Here is a 16,441-nt window from a genome sequence, read left to right on the forward strand (position 1 = left end):
CGAGAAAATAGCGGCAAATATTGTGGTTACGCGCAATGCTGCGCAGCGCACTTTGATCTAAAAAACGCTGTTGAATGGCTTCTTCACGGGCGCCCGCCAGCCGGTCAAAGAAACCGTTGGCCAAGGGGCAGGAGTCGCCGTGGCAAGCATTGTCGGGGTAGTCGCAGGCCGCTTCGCGGGATGACAGCTCCAATACCCGTATTGGCGTTGGCTCAGCTTGCGCGCTACTAATTGTTTTTAAGCCTTCGAGGCCAAGTTTGCGGCCGGTATTGCGGCAGCTTAAAAAAAATAGGCGATCTAGGCCTGTTTTCGGCATCGCCTTCATTGCAGGAAACAGCACGCCAACGGTTTTGCCGATACCGGTTGGCGCCTGTAGCAATAATGGCACATTGGAGGCCACCGCTTTGTAAACATTGCTGGCGAGCTCGTGCTGACCGGTACGGAAATCAGGGTGGGGAAAGCTTAGCTCGGCGAGGGCAAGGTCTCGTTGGCTTCGGTGGTCTTGTTCTTTGGCCGCCCACTGGGCGTATTCTCGGCACAGCGCGCAGAGGTAGTCCCACAGCTCTTCAGCGCTAAATTCGAGTGTTTCATGGGTTTCTTCTTCGCGGCGCACCTCAAAATAAGTCAGCCGAAGATTAATGGCATCGCGTTGGTCGCGGTGACAGAAGAGGGCGCCGTACACTTTTAATTGCGCCCAATGTAAGGCCCGTCGCCCCGGACCGATACGGGCAACATTGCCGCGATGGGTTTTAATTTCTTCGAGAAAGCAATCCTCTGGCATCGCATAGTAGCCGTCGACGCGGCCACCCACACTTACGCCTTCGCATTCGCCGCGCAGGGAGTACTCCGAGACATAGGGGTCGGGGCGACGCTGCTGGACCGTGATATGGCCGATTATGCCTTCTTCGGCGCTGGGCGCTGGCGTATATCGATACTCCAAACTGCCGGTGCGTGCGGCAAATTCGCAGAGCGATTTTACGGATACCGCAATCACGTGGTGCGCCATTGGACTTGCGCGACTTCAATGGGAATACCGTTGTCGAGCATGGTTTCGATCCATAGTGTTTGGTGATCTTGGAGTTTGTCACCGGGGCCTTTTACTTCAATCAAGCGGTAGCTTTGTTGCGCTAGGTCAAAGACGCTTAGGTCAGGCATACCGCGACGGTGATTGCGCAGATCGCTTAATAGATGGCGGAATATCACCTTGAGATGCTGCGCTGGAATAATTGCGAGCGCCAGGTCAATTAATTCTTCGCTGAGTGCGGGCCAGTGCACTAGGGAGCAGGCGGTGCCATGTTTGGACTGCCAGCATTGCTTAATCAAGCCTGTATAGCCACCGGTATCTAAGGTGGCGAGCTGGGCATTGATTTGAACTTCTCGGCGGCGCAGAAAGTCAGCTCGATACAGGTCGGCAGGGCCGGCCTGAAAGGGGTGGAAGAAAGCGCCGGGTAGGGGCTCAAACAGTACCGGCCAGAATAATAGGCCAAATAGGCCGGTGAATAACCAGTTCTCGGTATAAAAGCCGTGGAGTGTCCCGTCATTAGTGAGCGCCGCTAATGTCGAAAATTCTACTCGTTCGCCGGTGTTGCACAGGTTTAGCTCAATCGTCGGCAGTGTTGGCTTGCGCACTGGCTTTGCTTTTAAACCAATTTTACGGTTTAGCCGTCGCTGGACACGCCCGAGGTGGAGACGGGTTTCGGGTCTAGTGATATTGCCTAAATCTTGCTCTAAATCGCGCAGTACCTCATGTGGGTCACGGTCACTTTTTTCGAGTACGCGGTACAAGCGTACCTTGGCTTCGTCCAATGTATTCTCGGTATAGAGATCTGTGGCTAGGGCGATCTCACCGGTGCGCTCGGCATATTGGCCGAGCTGAAAGCTTAGCCGTTGGCGTCGGAACTCGAGCCAGGGATTGCTTAGGGCAGTGGGTACCAGCGGTAATATTTTAGTGGCGGGTGTTTCCTCAAAAAGCAGTGTGATGCACCTGTGTAGAGTAAGGTAATTATCGACATCTGCGCGACTTTCAAAGGCGCGAGATTGGCTGTTGAAGGCGACTTTTTCATAGCTTTGGTGGCCTAATTCCGTCAGTACGAACTCGGACCAGTCCTGATGGAGGTTGCCAAAAAACATCAGCCGTAGGCGGTCGAAGGTTTCCATGTGGCGCAATGCAATTAGGGTGAACGGCGCGTCTGGCCACCACTGCGTTAACGGCGCTGGGGAGTCTGAGATCGGTAGCGATTGAAGTGTGGTGAGCAGTTCTGATTTCTTGCTTGATTTAGGGACCGGGCGCTCAGCGGCCTGAAGCATGTCCAGTAGTTCATCGCGTCGACAATGCTTGTGTACGTCTGCGGCGTCGATATGGGGCTGGTAATCGATAAAGCCGCAATCTGACAGTTCATCAAGGGCTTGCGCCCTTTCCGGTATCTCGTCGTATTCCAGCTTATCACTGCGAAATAGCTCGCCTTTACGGATCATCATTCTGGCAAAGAGTGCCTGCGCAGGCGTCGATAGCTGCAAGAGCTGCTGAAAAGTTTGTGCTTCATCTGCGGTGAGTAAATCACCGTGGTAGCTTGTTACCCAGCGCACTACGGTTTGCAGGTTCTTGAGGTAATAAAGGGGATCCTCAAGTGAGGCTCGATCCAGCGAGGTGGGTGGCGGTTTGGCGGTCATGATGTTCTTGTCGACAGCAATTGGTGGCGGGCCTGACACGGTGTTTTCATGGCTGGGTCCTTAGTGGCAGGCAAATTGTTTAGCAGCAGTAATTCACCTTTATCTCGCGATTATTTGGTGGATTACACCCAGATTGAGGTTGTCGCTGAACAAACTGGTGATTTTGGCCTCGTTTGTTTTTCTATACTGGTGGCAGTATAAACTCCCACAAGTATCTTGTAAGCCCTAGCGTACAGCACGGCCGACGGGGCATGCTTCCTTGAATTGGAGTTAACACCTGCGAGTTAGGCGAGGCGCTATGAAAATTACCCAAGAGCAGATTATAGCGAGTATGCCGTCGCATCTGCGGCCCTATACGACCCTACAGCATTACGATTCCTACACGGCTCAGGATCATGCCGTGTGGCGTTTTTTGCTCAGAGAGCTAGCGACACGCCTTGAGCAGACCGCGCATCCCATATACCTCGAGGGCCTCGAAAAAACCGGCATTTCGCTCGACGCGATCCCGAATATGGATGACATGAATGAGAAACTGGCGGATATCGGCTGGTCGGCGGTCGTGGTCGATGGCGTGATTCCATCAGCCGTATTTATGGAATTGCAGGCATTAAAGATATTGCCGATTGCTTTAGATATGCGCTCTATCGATCACATGCTGTATACGCCGGCCCCAGATATTGTTCATGAAGCGGCGGGGCATGCGCCGTTTATTATCGATTTGGATTACGCGGATTATTTACAGCGGATCGGCGAGATCGGTGTGAAGGCACTCAGCAGTAAACAAGATTACGCCATTTACGAAGCGGTGCGAAAACTGTCGATAATAAAAGAAGACGCATCGCGGGGCGCGGCGGAACTCGCCGAAGCGCAACGTACCTTGGAGCGCACGCTGGCGGCGAGTAATAGTACCTCAGAGGCGTATCAGTTATCTCGCCTGCACTGGTGGACCGTAGAGTATGGGCTGGTCGGTAATGTGAACGATTATAAAATATTCGGTGCGGGTTTACTGTCTTCGCTAGGAGAGAGCGGTCACTGCTTGGATGACCAGCGGGTCAAAAAAATTCCATTAACGGTTGCGGCGATAAATTGCCCATACGATATTACCTGTGAACAACCGCAATTGTTTGTCACCAAAAGCTGCAAGCATTTAAGCCAAGTTTTGGAGTCCTTTGCCAATGGCATGGCATTTAAGCAGGGTGGCGCGATCGGCCTTCAGAAAGCATTGGATTGTGCCACCGTGGCCACGGTGGAGTATTCCTCGGGCATCCAATTAAGTGGTGTTGTCAGCAAAATACTAACTGATGCCGTTGGCAACGAAATTTATGTCGCCACGTCGGGGCCAAGTCAGTTGGCCTATAAAAGTGCGCAGTTGCTCGGTCATGGCATTGTTGAGCACCCTAAGGGCATTGCCTCGCCGGTTGGTCAACTCAAAGATATGCCACGATGTTTGTCTGTTTATACAATTGACGAACTGAGAGAATTGGGGATTTATTGCAATGCTGAAATACGCCTAGAGTTTTTGTCCGGCGTCACGGTTGTTGGCTGCTTAAAAAATATTCTGCGTCGCGATCATAAAAATTTATTATTTCGTTTTAGCAACTGTACGGTCACTGGGCCCACTGGCGAAGCGCTATTTCGGGCCGATGAGGGCGATTACGATATGGCCATAGGTGAGCGGGTCGTCTCTGTTTATGGCGGCGCCGCAGACAAGGAACATTACCCTTTGCGGCTGTTGCCGCCATCGGCAAGTCATCAAACGCGAAACCACAGTGAGCGCGAGTTAGCGCTGTTTTCAATGTATCAAACAGTGCGGGATATGCGTGAAGCGGGAACATATATTGATTTAGCGGTATTGTGCTCATTGCATGACTGCCTTGCAAAGTACCCGAAGGAGTGGCTATTGCGCTTTGAAATACTGGAGTTATTGCCGGCAGATCATGACCATTACCACCGTATCGTTGCAGAGTTAATGGCCTTGCGCTCGCATTCCGAGGATTACGCCTGTCTAATTGACATGGCCCTAGCCAGCGTGGCGACGGTCAAGTCCTAGGCTGAATAACATTGCCTTAATAAGCAAAAATCAATTAGAGAAAAACTATGCTTCGTATGCCTATAGGCACTTTTATCAATATGTTGGCCGTCATACTGGGTAGCTCGCTGGGTTTAATGTTTGAACAGTTTATGTCGGCAGAAATTCAGACAATTTTATTTCAGGCAGTGGGTCTTGGTGTGCTGTTAATGGGCATTGGCCTGGGCCTGAAAATTGCCGATAGTTATTTATTGCTCCTTATTTTTGCCCTGATCTTAGGGGGGATTGTCGGCCAGTTATGTCATTTAGACTTGCTGCTTGAGGATGCGGCCAGCCGCGTAAAAACTGCTTTTCAATTCGCAGATCCCCGCTTTACTGATGGCATGGTCACAGCGTTTATGGTGTTTTGCGTGGGCTCCTTGACTATCGTTGGCGCTATCGACGAAGGCTTGACGGGTAATCGTAAAATGTTGAGCGTTAAGGCAATGATTGATGGCATGGTGTCGATTGCCTTCGCATCGTCAATGGGAGTTGGGGTGATGTTCTCGGTGATTCCCATGCTGATTTTTCAGGGTGGTTTGACCCTGTTGGCAGGCAAGGTGCGGCGCTTATTTACTGAGGAAATTGTCAGTTTAATCAGTGCTACCGGTGGCGTATTGATTATGGCCATTGCTCTTAATGTACTAGAAATCACTGAGATTAATGCGGTTAACTTGATGCCTGCGCTGGTCTTGGTCGTTCTATTGAGTGTGCTGAGAACAAAGTTCATGGCGGTTCTGGACGCAAAGCGCGGTTGATAGAAAACAGATCGTTAGGATAAATGTATATTTAAAAGGGCGGGCATGAATCACCGCCGTTTACGAGGTAAAACGATGAATCTCTGGTCACCCCAAAGCTGGCGTAGCAAGCCGGTATTGCAGCAGCCAAGCTATGCAGATCGTGATAGCTTGCTGCAAGTTGAAGCCGAACTGAAGGGCATGCCGCCATTGGTATTTGCCGCCGAGACGCGCTCATTACACAACAGTTTGGCCGACGTCGCACAGGGGCGCGCCTTCCTGCTGCAAGGCGGCGATTGCGCGGAAAGCTTTGCTGACTTTTCCGCCACCAGTATTCGCGACACCTTCAAAGTGCTGCTGCAAATGGCTATTGTGCTGACCTATGCTGGTCGCAAGCCGGTGGTTAAGGTGGGGCGTTTGGCTGGTCAATTTGCCAAGCCGCGATCAGATGATATGGAAATTAGAGACGGCATTCAGCTGCCGAGTTATCGCGGGGATATTGTCAATGGCACTGAGTTTGATGCCATCGCGCGGGCTGCAGACCCTCAGCGCTTGCTGCGCGCCTACCACCAGTCGACATCAACCTTAAACTTAGTTCGCGCATTTGCCAGTGGTGGTCTTGCCGATCTCCACGCCGTGAATCAATGGAATTTAAGTTACTTAGAATCTAATCCCCTGCGCGATAAATACCAGAACATCGCTAATACCATCCAAGATGCATTGGCGTTTATGGAGGTCTGCGGTATCAACAGTGCGAATACGCCAACCTTGCGCGAGACGACACTTTATACCTCCCATGAAGCACTGCTCCTTAATTATGAAGAGGCCTTAACTCGGCAGGATCATCTCACCGGCAAGTGGTACGACTGTTCCGCCCACATGCTGTGGATTGGCGAGCGTACCCGTCAGCTCGACGGCGCGCATATTGAATTTTTCAAAGGCCTACATAATCCCATCGGAGTAAAGATTGGGCCAACAATGACGGCAGATGAACTGATTGGGCTTGTCGACGCCCTGAACCCAGAGAATATTCCCGGGCGCTTAACTCTAATAAGCCGAATGGGCGCAGATAAAATAGAACAGGTATTGCCTGCACTCGCGCGCCGAGTGCAGGCCGAAGGGCGCTCGGTGGTATGGTCCTGTGACCCCATGCATGGCAATACCGTCAAGGCGGCTGGGGGCTACAAAACCCGATCCTTTGATCGAATTCTGCTCGAAATAAAGCGCTTTTTTGCGATCTTGCGGGAGGCGGGTGCCCACCCTGGCGGTATTCACTTGGAAATGACCGGCCAGCACGTTACCGAATGCACCGGTGGTGCCTATGCGATATCGGAAGCTGATTTAGCGAAGTGCTATCAGAGCCAATGTGATCCTAGGCTAAACGCTGATCAGGTTCTCGAGCTGGCGTTTTGTGTCGCCGACTTTTTACGCGAGGCCTAGCCGCATTTCACTAAGCGGTCGTCAATTAGTGGGTCGGCAGGATTCGACTGTGTTTGACCTCTTGCAGATTAAAACTTGATTCAACGTTTTTAACGCCGGGGTATTTTAATATCCGGCGCATGGCCAATTCTGAAAAATGATCGATATTGCGGGCCACGACTTTCATCAGGTAATCGTGGGAGCCGCTCATGGCGTAGCACTCCATGATATGTTCTTCCGCTTCTACGCAGGCGATAAACTTTTTAGTGTCGGCGTCGCTTTGCTTTTCCATGGTCACCTGCACAAAGGCGGTAACTTCTAGCCCAAGTTTGCGCTGATCAACGATGGCGGCATAGCCGCTGATAATGCCACTTTGCTCCAATTGTTTAACTCGCCGAAAGCAGGGCGACTCGGAACTGCCAATTTTTTGGGCTAACTCCACATTGGAGATGCGGCCGTTGGCCTGTAGTAGCTGCAAAATGTCTCTTTCGCTTCTGTCGAGTTTCACGGCAAATACTTCCTTTATTGGCTTATTTAACGGTGGAATTATCTTATTTTAGCTGAGTATTGGCTGTAAATCGGTAAATGTAACCGGTTTTTACAAAATACACTGAATCTAAGATAAAGGTCTTATGGCTTAGGATGAAAGAAGGAGAGGGTCATGACGGATGTATTGGCGAATCCGCTGGGTACCGACGGCTTTGAATTCGTTGAATATGCGGCGCCGGATCCAGAGCTGCTGCGTAGCTTGTTTAAGCGTATGGGCTTTCCTGCCACCCATCATCACCGGTCAAAGAATATTACCCGGCACTGTCAGGGTGATATCAATTTTATCATTAATGCTGAACCCGACTCCTTCGCCCAGCAATTTGCTGCGCGGCATGGCCCCTGCGTCTGCGCCATGGCTTTTCGTGTCAAGAATGCGAGTTTGGCTATTAACAAAGCGGTTGCCGCAGGTGCTCGGCAAGTTAATCAAAAAGTGGGCCCTATGGAATTGAATATTCCGGCTATTGAAGGCATCGGCGGCAGTCGTTTGTACCTAGTCGACCGTTACGGGGCGAGCACCATTTACGATGTTGATTTTGTGCCCATTGCTGATGTTGAGCCTGCGGTATCGGCAGGCTTAAAGAGTATCGATCACCTGACGCACAATGTTCGTCGCGGCAATATGGCTAAATGGGCGGGCTTCTACGAGAAAGTATTCAATTTTCGGGAGATTCGCTATTTCGATATTGAGGGCAAAGTCACTGGCCTGAAGAGTAAGGCGATGACCAGCCCCTGTGGCAAAATTCGCATTCCCATCAATGAGTCCGCCGATGATCAGTCGCAAATTGAAGAGTATCTGCGTGAGTACCACGGTGAGGGAATACAGCATATTGCCCTCGATACCGACCAGATCTATGACACGGTAGATACTTTGCGAGAAAGCGGTATTCAGTTTCAGGATACCAACGATGTTTACTACGATAATTTGTCATCGCGCTTGCCGAATCATCCGGAGGACGAAGCTGAGCTTCATCGCCGCAAAATCCTAATTGATGGCGGCGAGTCTCAAGGCGGAGGCTATTTGTTGCAGATTTTCACCACCAATGTGATTGGCCCAATTTTCTTTGAGATTATCCAGCGCAAGGGTAATGAAGGCTTTGGTGAGGGTAATTTTCAGGCGCTATTTGAGTCAATTGAACAAGACCAAATTCGCCGCGGTGTACTGAAAGAGTAGGGTGCTAAACGCACTTAGTCTTATGCTTGAGGACACGGACAATGAAAAATTGGATTTCCTTTCCCCATGTTCAAGGTGTTGCTTCACGTCAGGCCCATTGTGATTTGCCTGAGGGCAGCTATGAGCGGGAAATTGGCAAGGAAGGTTTTTTTGGCCCGACTACCCATATGTACCATCGCCACCCGCCAACGAGCTGGAGTGATTTTCAAGGTGATTTGCGGCCCCGCGCTTTTGACACCAATAACTTAGCAGTAAACGCCGACAGTCCTTGGGGGGCGACGACTATTCTTAGTAACGCTCATTGTTGTATACGCTTTTGGGAGCTGACTTTGGCAATGCCGGAACTTGCCCGTAATGCCGACGGCGACGAGCTGCTGTTTGTGCACGAGGGGAGCGGCGTACTCTTTTGTGACTACGGTCGGCTCGCCTACCGAGACGGTGATTATATTTTGTTACCGCGCGGGACAATGTGGCGCCTAGAGCCTGCAGCTGATACCAAACTGCTAATGGTGGAGGCCAGCAATAGCAGCTTTAGGCTACCCGACAAGGGTTTACTCGGCGGCCATAGCTTATTCGATCCCGCGATGCTGGCGATTCCGGAAATGGATCAAGCCTTTATTGCGCAGCAGACCGAAGCGCCGTGGCGGGTGCAAGTTAAGCGCTTAAATACGGTGTCGCAGATCTCCTTCCCCTTTAACCCCTTAGATGCGCTTGGCTGGAAAGGCGATCTCAGCGTGGTCAGTATTAATTGGCGCGATATCCGACCGGTAATGAGTCATCGCTACCATCTGCCGCCCTCAGCTCACACCAGCTTTGTCAGTGATCGCTTTGTAGTGACTACTTTTTGCCCACGGCCGATTGAATCTGACCCTGGCGCCTTGAACGTGCCGTTTTATCACAGCAATGACGACTATGAAGAAGTGATCTTCTATCACCGGGGTGAGTTTTTTAGCCGAGATAATATCCACCCCGGCATGATCACCTACCACCCCTATGGCTTTACCCACGGGCCTCACCCCGGCGCGTTTGCGAAGGGGCAGACACGGGCTCGGGAGACGACGGATGAAGTTGCCGTCATGATAGACGCGCGGGATGCGCTAGATGTTGCAAGTGGGGCTGAAGGAATTGAGTGGCGTGGCTATGTCGCCTCTTGGGGTGGCATGAACGCTGACAAAGTTTGAAATGAGTGACTGTTAACGGGCGACAAAGATTATGAAATTAGCCTCATTACAAACCGGAAGAGACGGGCAGTTAGTCGTTGTGTCGCAGGATATGACGACAATGCTGGCGGTGCCTGAAATCGCCGCGACCATGCAAGAAGCCCTAGACCAGTGGGCAGATGTGGCACCCGCACTCTGCGGTGTCTACGACGCATTGAATGCGGGGGAGCGCCGCGGACATGTCTTTGATCCGGCGGCCTGTGCGGCGCCATTGCCCCGCGCCTATCAATGGATAGACGGCTCCGCCTATGTTAATCACGTCGAGCTGGTACGCAAGGCCCGAGGCGCAGAGATGCCCGCGTCATTCTGGACTGACCCGCTGATGTACCAAGGCGGCTCCGACTGCTTTTTAGGGCCCTGCGAGCCTATAAAAATGCGCAATGAAGACTGGGGAATTGATTTTGAGTCGGAAATTGCGGTGGTTACCGATGACGTGCCCATGGCGGTTGATGCGGCGGATGCGACGAAGCACATCAAGCTGATTATGCTAGTGAATGATATTTCCTTACGTAATTTGATACCCGGCGAACTGGCAAAGGGCTTCGGTTTTTTTCAGTCGAAACCCTCGAGTAGTTTTTCGCCCCTCGCGGTGACGCCCGATGAACTGGGCGACGACTGGCATCATGGCAAAGTCCATTTGCCACTAATAACGCAATTTAACGGCGAGGCCTTTGGCTGCCCGAACGCCGGTGTCGACATGACCTTTAGTTTTGGGGAGCTTATAGCGCACGCGACAAAATCCCGGCGGCTCAGTGCTGGCAGTATTATCGGTTCCGGCACGGTGTCTAATAAACTGGACGGCGGCGCAGGAAAGCCGATTGCCGAGGGGGGGGTGGGCTATTCTTGCCTAGCTGAACTCCGCATGATTGAGACGATAGCCAGCGGCGCGGCGGTGACGCCGTTTATGCGTTTTGGCGACCGTGTGCGGATTGAAATGCTTGATCGCCGAGGACAATCCGTTTTTGGGGCAATTGATCAACGGGTAGAGGCTTATGGCTACTAATAGCACAAAGCGGGTCTTATACAGTTACTGGCGCTCGTCCGCGGCTTATCGGCTTAGGATTGCCCTTAATCTGAAAGCCTTGGACTACGAGACAGTATCAGTGTCTTTGATCGACGGTGAGCATCAGCAGCCTGATTATTTGGCGATTAATCCTCAGGGCTTAGTGCCATTTTTGATTGACGGTGAAGTTTCTCTAGGTCAATCAATGGCGATTCTCGAATACTTAGATGAGCGCTACACCCAGGTGCCATTATTGCCGCCTAGCGCTCAGGCGCGTGGGCTGTCTCGGCAGATTGCCAATATTATCGCCTGCGATATTCATCCACTGTGTAATTTGCGGGTGCTGAAGTATATTCAACAGCCCCTCAGTGCGAGCGATAGCGAGAAACAGCAGTGGTACGCCCATTGGGTAAACAGTGGGTTTGTGGCGATTGAGGCCTTGTTAGAAAGCCATAAGGCTTACGATTTTTGTGTCGGGGATACGCCGTCTTTTGCTGATATTTGTCTAGTGCCACAGGTGTACAATGCACACCGCTTCAATATTTCCCTTGACCGTTTTCCCCGAATTAATGCAATTGCGCAGCACTGCAATGAATGGCCGGCGTTTGCGAATGCCGCGCCGGATTCACAGCGAAAGTAAGGAGTGACCGCCTCTAACGCGTGGATTCAATTTATCTCGCTGCGATTGCTGCCACAGTTCGCGAGTGGCGGTACAATACCGCCAATACCAGTACTTGCTATCTAAGATCCCCCTTTGATGCTCTGTTAATAATGGGTTTAACGGCATTTTGTTAATTTGACCGTGCCAATGTAGTGAAAACCGCGTGGTCGGCAGGATCTGATGATAGTGTTCGTTCTGTGATGTTACATAATCTAGAAGATATTCTCGGTGTTGCTTGAAAAATGGCAGTGACACCTATTCTTATAATGAGTGGGGTAAATAATGATCGATGTAAGTTCTGCGCGACTAACCAATGTTGCAGTGCACCGCGTAGGCAATAAAACGCGTGAAGAGGGGATGCGTCTCGCAGAAAAAGAATCTAAGGTAAGCGAGTCAATGGCGGAATTGCTAGCGAAGACCTACCTAGCGCCGCTCTCAAAGCAAAAAGAGATATATGATTTCTTTCATGAATCAGACCTGTCATTAAACGCCGTGTCGAGTATTGTCGGAAAGATATTTTCTGACTCAAGTGATTTTGTCGGCAAAACGCAAAGTCTTGCCAAGCATTTGTATGCTACCTCGACTCATCAGAATGTATCTGTTGGCGATCTTGTCTTTCTATTTTTTTCTGGAGTCAAAGTAGATGAGGCCGAGTCGAGTGGCCTCGCCGTAGTGAAAATCGAGAATAAAGATGATTTTCTTGAGATTACTGAATCTTCCGACTCTTTTGACATAGTGCAAAGAAGCGGAATATCCCTTAATAAGATTCAAAAGGGGGCGCTGATCTTCCCAGATAGCCAAGGCGTTTTTGTTGTTGACAATCTTGGCCAGAAAACTAAGTACTGGATGGACGATTTTTTGAAGGTATCGCCTCGAGCAACGTCGAAGTCCTACGCCAAAATATGTGGGTCAATTTTAAAAGGCATAAGTTCTAAAATAGAAGACTCTCAGGATGTTGCCGATTTAAATGAAAAAATAACAGAGAAAATCAACTCGTCGGAAATCACCTCAATTGCCGAGATAAAAGAACTTTCTTCACCGTATATTGATTCAGAGGCGCTGTCGGAGGTGATATCCGGAGTCGTAAGTAGCACGGGTGTTGATATCGCTGATGACTACGAGATTCAGTCAAAGGATTTTGCAAAGCAGGCGAAACCAATAACCAGCCGCGTGAGAGTAAGAGCGGGCGTGGGCCTAGTCATAAGTGACTCGAAGTATTCGGTGTCAGGCGTATCGATTACCGATAATCAAGATGGCTTTCAAGCTGTAGTGAATATTAAGGCGAGAAAGGAAAAGTAGCGGCTGTAGTGAAGTTTTTTGAGTTAATTTTTTGGGATGTTGAATTCTATAACTTCCCCGCCGCTAGATATTAATAAGTGATTATTCGGTGTTTTAGAATGTCCTTGCTATTTTTGAGCTTGACGAAAATCTGGCATACTCGGCGTGGTGGTCTATAGTTATTTATATAGACTTCCAGTTGCCGGTGATAAATTCTTAGCTTTAGTATTCGAAATTTTCCGTAATTCTTGATGCTTCAGATCGTCTAGCGGTGTGCGTAAATAGCTTTCAGCTATCGCGACTTGGCGGAACTAATGCTATGGTGGTCGGATATCTGCGCTGACTGATGCATTATGCATTTCTTGAGAAAGCGTAGAGATGTGAATCGTTAGTGGATTTTTTCGTATATTTAGACCCATAGCGAGAACGAGCTTCGCTATCACCCCGGCCACGAGTCGGCGCATGAAAATTCGTCAATATAAATGTCTGATTAATATTGTGGAGTGAGATTGCCAATATATTAAATGTCCATTTTCCCCTTCAAATTCACTTGTTCCTCTGTATTTACGCCGGAGGCAATGTCGCTTTTTGTCACTAATCCGAAAACTGAATTTTTAAGTTGCAGCATACTTGCTAGCGCCGTCCAATTTATCATTACAGGGAATAATCATGAATAAACATTGTTTATTATCGATTGTGTTCGCCAGTGCCTTGGCTAGCCCACTATGTGCGCAAGCTATAGATATATCGGCAGAAGAGCTTGATAGCCTTAAAGCACAAATTTCGGCGCTGCAGGCCAGGCTGGCTGAAATTGAAGAAAAGGCAGAGGTCACTACCACAAGTGTAGCGGTAAACTCCCAAACTATTGCCGAGCAGAAATCGCTTGACGAGGCGCCTGCTAAGGCCAAATCGGAGGATGGCATCACGGTAGGGGGTGCTATTCGCACCAATTTTAATCATACCTCCTATAGCGAAGGTAATAAGGATCGCGGCGGGGATTTTGATTTTGATATCTTTCGGCTAAATCTGAAAGGCGAGATCGGCGATGTTTCCTTAAACGGCGAAATTCGCTTCTTTGACTATATGACGGCGATTAAATACGCGTACGTCGGCTATCAATTTAGTGAAAAATGGCAAGTTAACGCAGGTATCACTAAGGTGCCCTTTGGTAACAGCCCTTATAATTCGAACAATTATTTTTTTAGTACCAATTATTACCTTGGCCTAGAAGACGATTTTGATTTGGGTGTCGTGTTCAAACGAAGTGTTGCCGATAATTGGCAGCTGGATTTAGGCTTCTTCAAAAATGATGAGCTCGGCGGCATAGACGGATACGTCGATAATCGCACCGATCGCTATTCATACGATATTGTTGGCAGTCGGACAGCAGGCGAGGGTATCTACGATTTGCCAGCTCAGGCGCTGGCTGAATACAATACCTTTAGCGGACGTTTTGCCTATCATTTCAAAAGTGGCGAATTAGCCACAGAAGTGGGTGTGTCGGCGCTAAGTGGTGGTCTGCACGATGGGACGAGGCGCGCTGGCGACTATCAGGCTTGGGCGCTACATGCCAATAGCCAATATCAAAGCTGGCATCTGCAGTTGCAGCAAAGCCAATACAGCTACGATATAGATCAGGTCAAGCAAATCGCCGTAGGTGCCTATTCGTTCTATGACACTATTGCCGCAGAGGCGACGTCGACTACCCTAAATGTGGCCTACGATCTAGCTGTGAATTTTGGACCAGTGACAGGCCTGCAATTTTATAATAACTACGGTGTCGTTTACGACAAGTCAGACAGTACTGCGAATACGGTGATGAATGTCACGGGGGTGTCGGTCGCAGCCGGCGGTCTGTTTACCTATTTTGACTGGGTGCATGCAAAAAATCAGCCCTTTGTGGGCGGCAGTGCGGCAGGTGATAGCAGCGCTTACGAGCAGCGCTTTAATATCAATATAGGCTATTACTTTTAAGCTAAGGTCGCCAAAATCTATATTAAACACACGTACTAAGGATAATCTGATGACAGATAACAAGGACCCGATGGTTCCTGATGGCCAGGTCACTCCAATAGATACCGACTATCAAGTAGGCCAAGACAATATTGTGCTTAATATCGGGCCATTCGGCTTAGATATTCACAATCGAGTCTTTGCTATCTCAGCCTTTGCGATAATTGCTTTTGTCGCGCTGACGTTGTTTTTTCAAGAACAAGCAGAGCCGATGTTTAGTGGGGTGCGAAACTGGTTAACCTCTAATCTGGACTGGTTTTTCATTAGCGCGGCAAATATTTTTGTACTGATATGTCTAGTACTCGTGGTCTCCCCCCTAGGGCGGGTGCGTCTGGGTGGTACCGAGGCGACGCCTGACTATAGTTATTTGGGCTGGTTTTCGATGTTGTTTGCCGCCGGTATGGGCATTGGCCTCATGTTCTATGGCGTCTCTGAACCACTGACCCATTTTACGACCTCTTTTGCGGGCACCGCAGCAGAAAACGGTGTGCGCACTGATTGGGCGCCACTGGGTGGCGCTGAAGGCAATGCCGAGTCAGCGGAGCGTCTGGCGATGGCGGCGACTATTTACCATTGGGCGCTTCATCCCTGGGCAATTTATGCGGTGATGGCCTTGGGTTTGGCGCTGTTTTCCTTTAACAAAGGCTTGCCGCTGACTATTCGCTCAGTATTTTATCCAATACTGGGAGAGCGGATTTGGGGTTGGCCGGGCCATATCATCGATATTTTGGCGGTATTGGCGACCATATTTGGTTTGGCTACGTCATTGGGGTTAGGTGCATCTCAAGCCGCCTCTGGCCTGAATTACTTGTTTGGAATTCCTTTAGGGTCAACGACTCAGATTTTGCTGGTGATTGGGATCACCTCGATAGCGCTGATTTCAGTGGTAAAGGGCCTGGATGCCGGCGTTAAAAAATTGTCTGAAATAAATATGGTCTTGGCAGTGCTGTTATTGGCTTTTGTGGTGATTGTGGGGCCAACGCTGGCTATTGCCACCGGTTTTATTGATAACATCATTGCGTATTTCCGCTATTTGCCTGAATTGGCGAACCCCGTGGGCCGCGAAGACAGTAATTTCGCCTCCGGTTGGACAGCCTTCTATTGGGCGTGGTGGATATCTTGGAGTCCTTTTGTCGGTATGTTTATCGCGCGGGTCTCGCGTGGCCGTACAGTGCGGGAATTTATTATCTCGGTGTTACTGATACCGTCTACGGCCTGTGTGTTTTGGATGACTGCGTTTGGCGGCACCGCCATCAAGCAGGTTGTGGCTGATGGTTATCAAAAAGTGGTTGAAGCTGATCTGCCTTTACAGCTGTTTAGTATGCTTGACGTCTTACCGCTGTCCAGTATCACTTCTTTTATCGCTATAGTGCTGGTTATCGTATTTTTCGTAACGTCGTCTGATTCTGGTTCGCTAGTAATTGATGTGATATCGGCCGGCGGCAAGGTCGACTCACCAACGCCACAGCGGGTATTCTGGTGTTTATTTGAAGGCTTGGTTGCTGTCGCGCTTATTCTAGGCGGTGGGTTAGTAGCCCTGCAGGCCATGGCAGTATCCACCGGCTTACCCTTTACAATGGTCCTGTTGGTAGCCGCATTTTCTATGATTAAGGGCTTGATGTCAGAACCCCGATAATTAGTAACTTACTAGA

13 protein-coding genes and 1 pseudogene are annotated in these 16,441 nt (G+C 49.9%); 11 read left to right on the forward strand and 3 right to left on the reverse strand.

Going from position 1 to position 16,441, the window contains the following annotated elements; all coding sequences use genetic code 11:
• A pseudogene (locus tag ABYT30_RS01720) lies at positions 1-994 on the reverse strand (ATP-dependent DNA helicase); the annotation flags it as partial.
• Entirely contained in the window at positions 991-2,709 is a 1,719-nt protein-coding gene (locus ABYT30_RS01725; RefSeq protein WP_373094954.1) for a VRR-NUC domain-containing protein, read from the reverse strand. The gene ABYT30_RS01725 and the pseudogene ABYT30_RS01720, both read right to left, overlap by 4 nt.
• Before the next feature lie 9 nt (positions 2,710-2,718).
• Between ABYT30_RS01725 and ABYT30_RS01730 the strand changes: the two genes are divergently transcribed.
• The 4 genes from ABYT30_RS01730 to ABYT30_RS01745 all read left to right on the forward strand — a co-directional run bounded on the left by ABYT30_RS01730 (position 2,719) and on the right by ABYT30_RS01745 (position 6,915).
• Entirely contained in the window at positions 2,719-2,871 is a 153-nt protein-coding gene (locus ABYT30_RS01730; protein ID WP_373094957.1) for a hypothetical protein, read from the forward strand.
• A 97-nt stretch (positions 2,872-2,968) separates the two neighbouring features.
• Positions 2,969-4,720 carry an aromatic amino acid hydroxylase gene (locus ABYT30_RS01735; protein WP_373094959.1) on the forward strand — a complete coding sequence of 584 codons (1,752 nt, stop codon included), beginning with the start codon at positions 2,969-2,971 and terminating at the stop codon, positions 4,718-4,720.
• A 47-nt stretch (positions 4,721-4,767) separates the two neighbouring features.
• Positions 4,768-5,496 carry a DUF554 domain-containing protein gene (locus tag ABYT30_RS01740; RefSeq protein ID WP_373077294.1) on the forward strand — a complete coding sequence of 243 codons (729 nt, stop codon included), beginning with the start codon at positions 4,768-4,770 and terminating at the stop codon, positions 5,494-5,496.
• Between the two features lie 75 nt (positions 5,497-5,571).
• Positions 5,572-6,915 carry a class II 3-deoxy-7-phosphoheptulonate synthase gene (locus ABYT30_RS01745; RefSeq protein WP_373094983.1) on the forward strand — a complete coding sequence of 448 codons (1,344 nt, stop codon included), beginning with the start codon at positions 5,572-5,574 and terminating at the stop codon, positions 6,913-6,915.
• Positions 6,916-6,940: 25 nt separating this feature from the next.
• Here ABYT30_RS01745 and ABYT30_RS01750 read toward each other — a convergent pair whose 3' ends face one another.
• Complete coding sequence (locus ABYT30_RS01750; protein ID WP_373077290.1) at positions 6,941-7,402, reverse strand: Lrp/AsnC family transcriptional regulator; 462 nt, start codon at positions 7,400-7,402, stop codon at positions 6,941-6,943.
• 153 nt (positions 7,403-7,555) lie between these two features.
• Between ABYT30_RS01750 and hppD the strand changes: the two genes are divergently transcribed.
• From hppD to ABYT30_RS01785, 7 genes are all read left to right on the forward strand, one after another.
• Entirely contained in the window at positions 7,556-8,614 is a 1,059-nt protein-coding gene (gene hppD, locus ABYT30_RS01755; protein WP_373077288.1) for a 4-hydroxyphenylpyruvate dioxygenase, read from the forward strand.
• Between the two features lie 41 nt (positions 8,615-8,655).
• Positions 8,656-9,795, forward strand: coding sequence for a homogentisate 1,2-dioxygenase (locus ABYT30_RS01760; protein WP_373077286.1), 1,140 nt, complete (start codon positions 8,656-8,658; stop codon positions 9,793-9,795).
• A gap of 31 nt (positions 9,796-9,826) precedes the next feature.
• Positions 9,827-10,837, forward strand: coding sequence for a fumarylacetoacetate hydrolase family protein (locus tag ABYT30_RS01765; RefSeq protein WP_373077284.1), 1,011 nt, complete (start codon positions 9,827-9,829; stop codon positions 10,835-10,837).
• Complete coding sequence (gene maiA / locus ABYT30_RS01770) at positions 10,827-11,477, forward strand: maleylacetoacetate isomerase (RefSeq protein ID WP_373077282.1); 651 nt, start codon at positions 10,827-10,829, stop codon at positions 11,475-11,477. Before ABYT30_RS01765 ends, maiA begins: the two co-directional genes overlap by 11 nt.
• A 303-nt stretch (positions 11,478-11,780) precedes the next feature.
• Positions 11,781-12,797, forward strand: coding sequence for a nucleoid-associated protein (locus tag ABYT30_RS01775; protein ID WP_373077280.1), 1,017 nt, complete (start codon positions 11,781-11,783; stop codon positions 12,795-12,797).
• A 648-nt stretch (positions 12,798-13,445) separates the two neighbouring features.
• Entirely contained in the window at positions 13,446-14,750 is a 1,305-nt protein-coding gene (locus ABYT30_RS01780; protein WP_373077278.1) for a porin, read from the forward strand.
• 49 nt (positions 14,751-14,799) lie between these two features.
• Positions 14,800-16,425 carry a BCCT family transporter gene (locus tag ABYT30_RS01785; protein ID WP_373077276.1) on the forward strand — a complete coding sequence of 542 codons (1,626 nt, stop codon included), beginning with the start codon at positions 14,800-14,802 and terminating at the stop codon, positions 16,423-16,425.
• Positions 16,426-16,441 lie beyond the last annotated feature (16 nt).

Source organism: Zhongshania sp. (genome assembly GCF_041623545.1).
Lineage (GTDB): Bacteria > Pseudomonadota > Gammaproteobacteria > Pseudomonadales > Spongiibacteraceae > Spongiibacter.

What these genes read in the sequence shown, in the direction of transcription:
- ABYT30_RS01730 (WP_373094957.1), top strand. Translation starts at nt 2,719, where the DNA reads ATGGCTGGGTCCTTAGTGGCAGGCAAATTGTTTAGCAGCAGTAATTCA.
- ABYT30_RS01735 (WP_373094959.1), top strand. Translation starts at nt 2,969, where the DNA reads ATGAAAATTACCCAAGAGCAGATTATAGCGAGTATGCCGTCGCATCTG.
- ABYT30_RS01740 (WP_373077294.1), top strand. Translation starts at nt 4,768, where the DNA reads ATGCTTCGTATGCCTATAGGCACTTTTATCAATATGTTGGCCGTCATA.
- ABYT30_RS01745 (WP_373094983.1), top strand. Translation starts at nt 5,572, where the DNA reads ATGAATCTCTGGTCACCCCAAAGCTGGCGTAGCAAGCCGGTATTGCAG.
- hppD (WP_373077288.1), top strand. Translation starts at nt 7,556, where the DNA reads ATGACGGATGTATTGGCGAATCCGCTGGGTACCGACGGCTTTGAATTC.
- ABYT30_RS01760 (WP_373077286.1), top strand. Translation starts at nt 8,656, where the DNA reads ATGAAAAATTGGATTTCCTTTCCCCATGTTCAAGGTGTTGCTTCACGT.
- ABYT30_RS01765 (WP_373077284.1), top strand. Translation starts at nt 9,827, where the DNA reads ATGAAATTAGCCTCATTACAAACCGGAAGAGACGGGCAGTTAGTCGTT.
- maiA (WP_373077282.1), top strand. Translation starts at nt 10,827, where the DNA reads ATGGCTACTAATAGCACAAAGCGGGTCTTATACAGTTACTGGCGCTCG.
- ABYT30_RS01775 (WP_373077280.1), top strand. Translation starts at nt 11,781, where the DNA reads ATGATCGATGTAAGTTCTGCGCGACTAACCAATGTTGCAGTGCACCGC.
- ABYT30_RS01780 (WP_373077278.1), top strand. Translation starts at nt 13,446, where the DNA reads ATGAATAAACATTGTTTATTATCGATTGTGTTCGCCAGTGCCTTGGCT.
- ABYT30_RS01785 (WP_373077276.1), top strand. Translation starts at nt 14,800, where the DNA reads ATGACAGATAACAAGGACCCGATGGTTCCTGATGGCCAGGTCACTCCA.